The sequence below is a fragment of the Saccharopolyspora sp. NPDC002686 genome (genome assembly GCF_040295745.1).
In the GTDB taxonomy this organism is placed as follows: domain Bacteria; phylum Actinomycetota; class Actinomycetes; order Mycobacteriales; family Pseudonocardiaceae; genus Saccharopolyspora; species Saccharopolyspora oryzae.
In genome coordinates, this window is sequence record NZ_JBEOVY010000052.1 from 19,754 (window position 1) to 29,861 (window position 10,108).

Consider the following 10,108-nt stretch of genomic DNA (forward strand, 5'->3'; position numbering starts at 1 on the left):
CCACCTCTCCGCAACGCCCCGCGGTCACCCACCGCGAACTCTCGAGCCAGATCCCGGGTCCCGGCTACGCCTTAGCGCCCATTCCCAGGTCGGCCATGAACTGCTGAATCGTGTAGGTGTTCTCGTCTTCGTTGTTGTTGAACTGCCGGATGGCCTCGTCCAGCCCGTGCCGCAGCTTCGGCAGCGTCGTGCTGGTCATGCCCTGGACCGCCGTGGTGACGGACTTCGCGAACGTCGCCGCCTGTCCCTTCAGGTCCGTCGCGGCCGGCGAGGACCCCGGCAGCAGCAGCTGGTCGCTGTTGAGGGCCAGCTTCTGCAGGTTCGGCTCGTCCGCGAGCTCCTTCTGGAGCTGCTCCAACCAACCCTTGATCTTGTTGAACTCGGACTCGGAGAACTTGATCTCGTCGCCGGTGCTCGTGTCCTTCTCCACCATGGTTCTTCGACCTCGGGCGGCGTCAGCGGACGAAGTACTGCTTGGTGGTGTTGTCGGTGTTCAGGTTGTTCTCGTTCATCTGGTTCACCGTCACACCGCCGACCTTGATCTGGTTGTCCATCTGGCGCTCCAGCTCGTTGATCTTGGTCTGGGCGTTGGCCCACTCGGTGGCCCACTGACCACCGGACTCCTGGGCCAGCTTGCCCAGCTGGACCTCGAGCTGCTCCATCTGCTGGCGCATCTTCTCGGCCAGGGTGGTCATCTGCTGGGAGATCTCGTTGACCGCGTTGGGGTTGGTCTTCAGAATTCCTTCGAGCCCGCTCATTCGAACCTCCTGGGTGCGTGGTCAGTGGGTCACTTGGTGCCGGAGAGCCCGTTGTAGAAGTCGTTCATGAACTTGTGGCCCTCCTGGATGTTCTGCTCGTTGATGTCCAGGAACTTGGTGTCCGTTCCCTGCAGGCCGTCGATGATCCGGTCGAACTCGCCCTTGGCCTGCCGGTAGAGCCCGAGCCAGTCGTTGATCTTCTGCAGCAGCTGCTGCGAAGCGCTCGAGACGTAGGCGACCCGCAGGTCGTCGCACAGCGCGGTGACCTGCGCTTCGGTGCTCTGCATGATCGACGTGTGCTGGGTGAGCTGGTTGATGCCCTGCTTGATCGCCGCGGACTGCGTGACGATCTGCTGCCCGTTCTGGCCTGCGTCCAGTACCACCGGTCTTCCTCCTGTTGTCGTCTCCGCCCGCACCCTCGCGACCGAAACTAGAACCGGCGGGGGTGCTCCAACCACATCCCAGAACAGGGACGTGGCAAGGGAATTCAGCACTGCGGCGGGGTCACCGGCGGCAGCTCGGTGACCGGTCGCCCGGCCGCCGCCGGGTCCAGCGCCGGCCCGGTGGCCAGCTGGTCCACGAGCAGCGCAGGCATCGCGACGGGCGGTGCCGCGTACCCGAGCGCTCCGGCCACCTCGGCGGACGGGACCGGGTACTTCACGCCGTTGTCCGCGACCAGGAACAACGTGGGCGACGGGGTTTCCCCGCTGGGCTCGACCGCGACCAGCACACCTGTGCCCGGCTCCACGCCGACCCGGTCCGGCCGGGTGCAGGACAGCGCGATCCCCGGCTGCGGCAACGTCGGCCGCGCGGCGTCCACGACGCTGCGGTCCACAAGGGACACGCTGGTCACGGCGGGCGCCGGGGTGGTGGACACGCACAGCGCCTGCTTGTCGTCGTCGCCGACCAGCTGCGGCGGGGCGTCCGGGAACGCGCCTCCGCGGGTCAGCTCGTCCTTCGCCGCCGCGGGAGCGGAGTGCGCGGTGATGTCGCTGGCACCGATCTGCCGGGGCTGCACCGGCTGTCCGCCGTAGGCGACCGCCTGGGTCCGCGGATCGCCGCTGATCAGCTTGAACAGGGTGTCGGTGAGCGGCACCAGCCCGGACTCGGCCAGCAGGTACGGCTTGCCGGCGGCGTCGCGGAACAGCTGCCCGACCACGCTCGGCGCCCCGGCCAGCTGCGGCCCGGGGTTGCCGCGACCGGCCACCTCCGGGGCGACCAGGTCGGGGCCGGTGGGCAGCGCGTTGAGGAACCCGGCGGGCACCGCGATCGGGTCGGCCGTGCTGTAGCCGAGCGCGGCGGGACCGGCGGATTCGGTGTCCATCCGCAGCTTGTGCCCGAACCACACCAGGAACACCGCGCCGTCCGGACCGGACACCAGCGCGCCCTCGTCCTTGGTCAGCCCGGTGCCCTCGGCCTCACCGATCAGCGCGGTGAAGTCCCGCTTCCCGTCCACCGGCGCGGCGCACGACAGCCACGGGTCGCTGCTCAGCGCGCCGGGCGACGGCAACCCGTCCGGCGCGCCGGGGATGCCGATGGTCGCGCCGCGCGGCGTTCCCACCAGCGAGTTCGCCGACACCGTGTGCACGGTCATGTCCGCGCCCGCGACCAGCCGCGCCGACGCCTGGTTGAGCACCGGGTGCAGCTCGCCGGCGAGGTAGAGCCAGCGCGCGCCGGACTCCTTCTCCACCACGACCGCGCCCGGCACCTGCCACGCGGTCGCCCCGCCGGGCTTGATCAGCCCGAACAGGAACGTCCCGAGGCCGAGCAGCACCGAGATGACCACGCCGATGACGACACCGCGCGAAGTCCGCCGCTGCGGGGTGTCGGAGATATCCGGATCGGCCCGCAACATCCCGGCGCTGAGCCGCCCCATGATGAACATGTGCGCCTGAACCTGGTCCCGCCGCGACTGCACACTCCCACGCCCTTACCAAAAGTCTCGAAGAGGATCCGCCGTTTCGTGAGTGCTTTGGGGCGCTATGACACCCCGAACCACTCACGAACGTCGGTCAGCCGTTGAAGGCCCGAATCCAGCCGAACACGCCCAGCACGGTCAGCATCAGCGGAATCAGGCTCACCGCGAGCAGGACGTGGATGATGTCCGCCGCGCGTCCCCAATACGGGACTAGTCGATTGCCCGGCACGACCCAGCCGGACACCATCAGCGCCGTTCCGATCAGCGCGACGCCGACGAACAGCAGCAGGCGCCCGAACAAGTCCTGCATGGACAGTGCCAGCAGCAGCATCGTGACGCCGAGAACCCCGGGCAGCACAACGGAAAGCCGGTGCCAGATGCCGCCGACGTCACGCCCGTGCAGCAGCATGATCGCGCTCAGCACGCCGGCCATCGTGTAAGTCGCCCAGTCCGGTTCGGTGAGCAGCCCGAAGACCGCCACCGCGCACACCGCGCCGACCGCCAGGAACAGCGAGGTCATGTACTTGTCGGCGATCGCGGTCCGGTCCAGCACGTTGCGGCTCGGGTGCGGGTCGATGCCCTCCTGCAGCTGCTCGGAGTTGGTCGGCAGCGGCGGCATCTTCAGCCCGGCCACCCGGAACGACAGCCCTGGCACGAACGCGCCGAACAGCACCGCGATCACCGCGGTCGCCGACACCGCCTCGGCCATGGTGCTCGTGAGCAGCGCCAACAGCGCGGTGATCACGCCGAACACGCACACCACCAGCACCCCGAGGAACGCGTGCGGATGCGTCCCGGAAGCCGCCAGCGCCAGGACCGCACCACCGGCTGCAGTGGCCGCCGCGGCGAGCAGGACCGCCATCCCGGACGCCCCCGGCCCAGGCGCGAGGAACCCCGCCAGCGCGAAGAAGGGCACTGCGGCAAGACCGAAAATGGTTCCGGCGAAGGCGTCTCCGACCGCGCGCGATGCCGACAACGACGCGGCCAGCAGCAGCAGCGCTGCGACACCAGCGGCCAGTGAGCGCACCAGCCATTCGCCGGGGAACCCACCCGGCAGCAGCAGCCCCAGCCAGATGATCCCGGCCGCGACCAGCACCGATCCGTGCAGCAGCCGCTTGGTGGCGGCGGGCTTCCAGGCCCACGGGCGCTCCTGCATGCCCTTCGAGATGCCGTCGACCAGGTCGTCGAAGTGCACCGCAGGCATGACCTCCTGCCGCGAGCGCAGGTGCAGCACCTGGCCGTCGTGCAGGCCCAACGCCTCCGGCGTCGACTCCTCGTCCAGCGGATCACCGCCGACGTCCTGCAGCACCCAGCCGCCGTGCTCCAACCCGGCCTCTTCGACCTGGGGGCCCGCGTAGCTGACGATGGTCGGCATCAGGTCGATCAGCGGCACGTCGGTCGGCACCGCGAGGTCGAAGTTCCGATCCGGTGCCCGGATGGACAGCCGGCACAGGCCCGCGGCCGCACTGGTGGTGCTCACGCCGGTTCACGCTCCCTCTTCCCGCAAGGATTCGGCGAAAATCGGTGCCGGGCACCGAAATCGCGATGCCCGGCACCGTCGAGATCAGCCTCGATCGTCGGGGGACGGTTCGAATCGTCGAGACCGGGACGGCGCCGCCGTCCTGGTGCAAAACCCTAGGGCGAATTCCGGTGATCGTGGTGTCGCCGATTTACGTGACCTGAAAATCCCCGCCTTCCGGTGGAATTCTTCGCGGGTCACAGTTTTCCCCAGCGGGAAGGGAATCCGCGTGAGCGTCACGCTGTTCCGCCGTCCAGAACGGCAACCGGGGCCGCCGATGCCGTCCGGCGAGCTGACCCTCCAGGAACCTCCGGAGCTGCCCGAAACGCAGAGCGGCTTCTCCGGGATGATCACCTACATGCCGATGGCGCTCAGCTCGTTGGCGATGGTGATGATCTTCCTCCGCCCCGGCATGGGCGGTAGCGGTGGCACGATCATGTACTTCGCGATGGGCATGATGGTGCTGGCCGCGCTCGGCATGCTCGCCGCGAACTTCCTGCGCACCGCCGCGGAGCGCAAGCGCCAGATCACCGGCGCCCGCCGCGACTACCTGCGCTACCTCGCCCAAGCCCGGCGCCAGGTGCGCAAGACGGTGGTGGCGCAGCGCAAGGCGCAGACCTGGCGGCACCCGGACCCGGACGCGATCTGGTCGCTGGTGCGCACCTCCCGGTTGTGGGAGGTCCGCCCGGAGCACCCGGACTTCGGCGAGGTCCGCATCGCCGTCGGCGACCAGCAGCTCGGCACCCGGATCGGGCAGCTCAACACCAAGCCGGTGGAGGACCTCGAACCGCTGTCCGCGCACGCGTTGCGCCGGTTCATCCGCGCCTACGCCACGGTCGCCGACCAGCCGGTCCCGCTGTACCTGCGGGCCTACGCGCGGATCCTGGTGCGCGGCGACGTCGAAGCAGCCCGCGCCATGGTCCGCTCGATGCTCGCCCAGCTCGTCGTGCTGCACGCGCCGCAGGACCTGCGCATCGTGGTCCTCGGCCGCGAGCTGGACCAGTGGCAGTGGACGAAGTGGCTGCCGCACTGCTTGCACCCGACCGACACCGACGGCGCCGGGCCGGTCCGGCTGGTCGCCGAAACCCCAGGTGAGCTGGAAGGACTGCTCGGCGAGGAGCTCGCCGGGCGCCCGTTCTTCGACCGCGACGCGATGCCCACCCGCGACGAGCCGCACGTCGTGGTGGTGCTCGACGGCGCGCAGCCCGCGCCCGGCAGCCGGATGGCCACCAACGGCTACCGCAACGCCACGGTGATCGACCTCAGCGATGCCCTGGACTGGCAGAGCGACCCCCGAACCCTGCTCATGCGCGTCACCCCCGACCGCGCCGAGCTGGTGCGGATCGGGCGCGCGGGCAAGGAGAGCACCTCCCCGATCGGCCGGCCGGACGCGCTCAGCCCGCTCCGCGCCGAGTCCCTCGCCCGCCTGCTCTCGCCCTACCGGCTGGCCATCTCCACCGACACCACCGAGCCGCTGGCCACCGACTTCGAGCTGACCACGCTGCTCAACATCAGCGACCTGCGCGGTTTCGACGTGCCCAAGCTGCAGGCGCAGCGGGCCTCGGGCGCCGCCCGGCTGCGGGTGCCGATCGGCGTCACCGGCGACGGCACGCCGATCGAGCTGGACATCAAGGAGTCCGCGCAGGGCGGGCAGGGGCCGCACGGCATGCTCATCGGCGCCACCGGTTCCGGCAAGTCCGAGCTGCTGCGCACCCTGGTGCTCGCGCTGGCGCTGACGCACTCCTCGGAAACGCTGAACTTCGTGCTGGTCGACTTCAAGGGCGGGGCGACGTTCCTCGGCCTGGACGAGCTGCCGCACACCTCGGCGGTCATCACCAACCTCGCCGACGAGGCGTCGCTGGTGGACCGGATGAAGGACGCCCTGCACGGCGAGCTGGTCCGCCGCCAGGAGCTGCTGCGCAAGGCGGGCAACTTCACCTCGGCCACCGAGTACGAGAAGGCCCGCGCCGAAGGTGCGGACCTGGATCCGCTGCCGACCCTGTTCGTGGTGGTCGACGAGTTCAGCGAGCTGCTGGCCGCGCACCGCGACTTCATGGACCTGTTCGTGATGATCGGCCGCCTCGGCCGAAGCCTCTCGGTGCACCTGCTGCTGGCCTCGCAGCGCCTCGACGAGGGCCGCATGCACCAGCTCGAATCGCACCTGTCGTACCGGATCGGCCTGCGCACCTTCTCGGCGATGGAAAGCCGCGGTGTGCTCGGCGTCCCGGACGCCCACCAGCTGCCCTCGCAGCCCGGCGCCGGGTACCTCAAGACCGATGTGGACACCCTGACCCGGTTCAAGGCGGCCTACGTCTCCGGCACCTACCGGCACGCGCGGCGCGAGATCCGGCAGTCCGTGGTGGCCCGCCAGATCGTCCCGTACACCACCTCCTACGTGCCGTCCCGCGAACTGCCGATGCCCGAGGAACCCGTTGCTCAGCAAGATGAAGCGGGCGAGTCGCTGCTGGAGGTCGCGGTCCAGCGGCTGGCCGGGTCCGGGCCGCCCGCGCACCGGGTGTGGCTGCCGCCGCTGGAGGTCTCGCCGACGCTGGAGCAGATGCTGCCGCCGCTGGAGATCGACCCGGCACGCGGTCTGACCACAGTGGACACCGAGCGGAACCTGCGGGTCCAGCTCGGCGTGATCGACCGGCCCTTCGACCAGCTGCACGAGCCGCTGATCGCCGACCTGTCCGGATCGGGCGGGCACGTGCTCGTCGCGGGCGGTCCGCAGAGCGGCAAGAGCACCCTGCTGGCCACCCTGATCACCGCCCTGGCGCTCACCCACACCCCGCGCGAAGTGCAGTTCTACGGCCTGGACTTCGGCGGCGGCATGCTCTCCTCGCTGACCGGGCTGCCGCACGTCGGCGGTGTCACCGGGCGCCTCGACAGCGAGCGGATGCTGCGCACGATCAACCAGGTCAACGCCCTGATGGAGGAGCGCGAGCAGCGGTTCGCCGAGCTCGGCGTGGACTCGATGGCCACCTACCGGCGCCGCCGCGCGGCCGGTGAGTTCGCCGACGAGCCCTACGGCGACGTGTTCCTGGTGGTGGACGGCTGGACCACCATCCGCCAGGACTTCATGGACCTGGTGCCGCAGTTCACCCTGCTGGCCACCCGCGGCCTGAACTACGGCATCCACCTGATCATCGCCGCCGGCCGCGCGGGCGAGGTGAACAACGGCATCCGCGACCAGCTCGGCACCCGCCTCGAGCTGCGGCTGGGCGACCCGGTCGAATCCACCATCAACATGCGCGCCGCCGCCACGGTGCCGAAGATCCCCGGTCGCGGTCTGACCGAGGACCAGGCGCACTTCCTGGCCGGGCTGCCGCGGCTGGACGGCGAGGGCAGCACGTCCGAGGGCACGCAGGAGCTGATCGGCACCATCTCCTCGGCCTGGCCGGGTCCGGCCGCGCCGCCGGTGAAGATGCTGCCGGTCGTCCTCGACGCCGGCGAGCTGCCTGCCCCCACCGGTCAGCTGCGGGTGCCGCTGGGCCTGTCCGGTGAGGACGTCGAGCCGCTGTGGCACGACTTCACCGAGCACCCGCACCTGCTCATCGCCGGTGACGACGCGACCGGCAAGACGAACCTGGTGCAGCACATCGCCCGCGCGATCACCAGCCAGTACACGCCCGAGCAGGCGCGGATCACCTTCGTGGACTTCCGCCGCGAGCTGTTCGACGCGGTGCCGGAGGAGTACCGGCTCGGCTACGCGGTCTCCAAGGACATCGTGCGCGACGCGGTGGCCGGTTCGTCGCGGGCGATGCGGGAACGCGTGCCCGGCCCGGAGATCAGCCCGGCGCAGCTCGGCCAGCGCGACTGGTGGACGGGTCCGGAGCTGTTCCTGATCGTCGACGACTACGACATGGTCAGCACCGACCAGACCGACAACCCGTTCGTCCCGCTGCTGGACTGCCTCGCGCAGGGCCACGAGATCGGCCTGCACGTGATCGTCTCCCGCAGCGCCAACGGCCTGTCCCGCGCGCTCTACGACCCGCTGCTCCGGCGGCTCCAGGAGGTCAACACCCCGGCGGTCCTGCTGTCCTGCCCGCCGACGGAAGGCACCGCGTTCCACGACGTCCGCCCGAAGAAGCTGCCGACCGGTCGCGCGCAGTACATCACCCGGCGCAAGACCGTCCTGCTGCAAACCCCGCTGCTCAAGGACTGATTCGTGCTCCGGCCCCCGTCGCAGCGTCGCAACGGGGGCCGGTCCCTTTCAGACGTCAGAGCGTGTCCGCAACCTTGATGTAGCCGCGCTGGACGACCCACTGCTGGTTCTTGTTGCGATCGTCGCACCGCCAGATGTGCACGCGGTCGCCCTTCTCCCTGGTCCTACCGGTGTCCAGGCACATCTCCTGGGCCTTGCCCACCGTGTCGGCGAGCACGATCTGCGAGTTGCGGACGATCCACTTCTGGTTGGTGTTGGTGTCACCGCACTCCCAGAGGTGCACGCCGGCACCGTTCGTCCGGGTCCAGCCGGCGTCCAGGCACCGCTCCTGCTGCCGCGTGCCGATCGTGTCCTCGACCTTGATCTGCCCGCCGGAGATCACGAACCGCTGGTTGGGGTTGTCGCCGCACTCCCAGATCGTCGCCTTGTCGCCCTTGTCCCGCGTCTTGCCGACGTCCAGGCACATGGCCTTGACGTGCGGCGCCGGCGCCGCTGTCGCGGCGGGCGCTCCCAGGCCGAGGGCGAGCGCGAGTGCTGTACCGGTGATGGCGCCGAGGCGTCGGGTGGTGAAGAACGAAGACATGTTCACTTCCTCAATCATCGGAGTGACGATGTGGACACCGCGCCGAATCGGACAGTCGGTGCGAAACGAATACTGATCGCGTCTGCAGGTGACCGGCAGCGGAGATCGGCGTTCTCCCTCCTCCCGGGTTACCAACGACCACCCATCCGAATACAAACGGGCGAATTGTGTAACGCTCTTGCGGACGCCGCATCGGCTGTAAGAGCCCAAACCGGCGCCATGGCAAGGGAAACCGGTCTCGGCCGCCTGCCCGACCCCGGTTCAGGTCGTGGAGCAGATAGGCTCGACCCCGGTCGGGTCGAGCGGAGGAGTGCGGTGGAGAGCGGGTCCGGTGCGGTGCGGCGGCACCGAGTGCTCGTGGTCGAGGACGATCCGATGATGGCCGAGGTCATCGCCAGCTACCTGAACCACGCGGGCATGCTGGTCGCGGTGGCCGCCGACGGCGTGATGGCGCTGGACGGCTTCCAGGCGTTCAACCCGGACCTGGTGATCCTGGACCGGATGCTGCCCCGCCTCGACGGGACCCACGTCTGCCGCAAGCTCCGCGAGCAGAGCAACGTCCCGATCATCCTGGTCACAGCCCTGGGCGAGCAGGACGACCGCATCCACGGCCTGGAACTCGGCGCCGACGACTACGTCACGAAGCCCTTCAGCCCGCGCGAACTGGTACTCCGCGCCCAAGCCCTGCTCCGCCGCACCGCGGGCCAACCGGTCCAGCCGCAGCAGGCGCCGCAGACCCGCCAGGTCGAGGACCTGGTCCTGGACCTGACGACCCGCCAGGTCACGAAAGCCGGGAAACCGCTGCGCTTCACCGGCCGCGAGCGGGACCTCCTGGACTTCTTCTTCGACCACCCCGGCGAAACCTTCCGCAAGGACGAGCTGATGCAGCGGGTCTGGCAGTGGAAGGTGGGCGACTCGTCGATGATCAGCGTCTACGTACGTCGCCTCCGCGAGAAGATCGAAACGGACCCGGCCAACCCGACGATCCTCAACACGATCTGGGGAGTCGGCTACCGCTTCGGCCCAGCAGTCTGACCGACGGAGAACCTCTCGTTCTTCAGGGAGGGCGGCCGGGGGCGGGGGGGGGTTCGCGGCCGGCCCCCCCGGTGGGGGAGCGCCGGGGGTGGCCGGGGCGGTGGTTGCGCGCCGCACCCCGGGGTAGGTA

9 protein-coding genes are annotated in these 10,108 nt (G+C 69.8%); 3 read left to right on the forward strand and 6 right to left on the reverse strand.

Annotated features, from left to right (window positions below; all coding sequences use genetic code 11):
• Nucleotides 1–64 precede the first annotated feature (64 nt).
• From ABTZ89_RS09860 to eccD, 5 genes are all read right to left on the reverse strand, one after another.
• Nucleotides 65–433 carry a hypothetical protein gene (locus ABTZ89_RS09860; protein WP_270950604.1) on the reverse strand — a complete coding sequence of 123 codons (369 nt, stop codon included), beginning with the start codon at nucleotides 431–433 and terminating at the stop codon, nucleotides 65–67.
• A 22-nt stretch (nucleotides 434–455) separates the two neighbouring features.
• Nucleotides 456–758: a hypothetical protein gene (locus tag ABTZ89_RS09865; RefSeq protein ID WP_270950603.1), complete on the reverse strand. Its 303-nt coding sequence runs from the start codon at nucleotides 756–758 to the stop codon at nucleotides 456–458.
• A gap of 29 nt (nucleotides 759–787) precedes the next feature.
• Nucleotides 788–1,141 (reverse strand): hypothetical protein, encoded by a 354-nt coding sequence (locus tag ABTZ89_RS09870; RefSeq protein ID WP_351042400.1) that lies wholly within the window; start codon nucleotides 1,139–1,141, stop codon nucleotides 788–790.
• A 104-nt stretch (nucleotides 1,142–1,245) separates the two neighbouring features.
• Nucleotides 1,246–2,676 carry a type VII secretion protein EccB gene (gene eccB, locus ABTZ89_RS09875; RefSeq protein WP_351042403.1) on the reverse strand — a complete coding sequence of 477 codons (1,431 nt, stop codon included), beginning with the start codon at nucleotides 2,674–2,676 and terminating at the stop codon, nucleotides 1,246–1,248.
• Nucleotides 2,677–2,770: 94 nt separating this feature from the next.
• Nucleotides 2,771–4,156, reverse strand: coding sequence for a type VII secretion integral membrane protein EccD (gene eccD, locus ABTZ89_RS09880; protein WP_351042406.1), 1,386 nt, complete (start codon nucleotides 4,154–4,156; stop codon nucleotides 2,771–2,773).
• A gap of 44 nt (nucleotides 4,157–4,200) precedes the next feature.
• Here eccD and ABTZ89_RS09885 point away from each other — a divergent pair, with 44 nt between their 5' ends.
• The gene (locus ABTZ89_RS09885) at nucleotides 4,201–4,359 is read left to right on the forward strand and encodes a hypothetical protein (protein ID WP_270950599.1); all 159 of its coding nucleotides are present in this window, start codon (nucleotides 4,201–4,203) and stop codon (nucleotides 4,357–4,359) included.
• A 65-nt stretch (nucleotides 4,360–4,424) separates the two neighbouring features.
• Complete coding sequence (eccCa, locus tag ABTZ89_RS09890; protein WP_351042410.1) at nucleotides 4,425–8,360, forward strand: type VII secretion protein EccCa; 3,936 nt, start codon at nucleotides 4,425–4,427, stop codon at nucleotides 8,358–8,360.
• 55 nt (nucleotides 8,361–8,415) lie between these two features.
• Here the strand turns inward: eccCa and ABTZ89_RS09895 are convergent, their stop codons facing one another.
• Nucleotides 8,416–8,943, reverse strand: coding sequence for an RICIN domain-containing protein (locus tag ABTZ89_RS09895; protein ID WP_351042413.1), 528 nt, complete (start codon nucleotides 8,941–8,943; stop codon nucleotides 8,416–8,418).
• 315 nt (nucleotides 8,944–9,258) lie between these two features.
• On the opposite strand from ABTZ89_RS09895, the gene ABTZ89_RS09900 reads away from it, so the two are divergent.
• A complete protein-coding gene (locus ABTZ89_RS09900) occupies nucleotides 9,259–9,978 on the forward strand; it encodes a response regulator transcription factor (protein WP_351042416.1) in 720 nt (239 codons plus the stop codon).
• The last annotated feature ends 130 nt before the right edge of the window (nucleotides 9,979–10,108 follow it).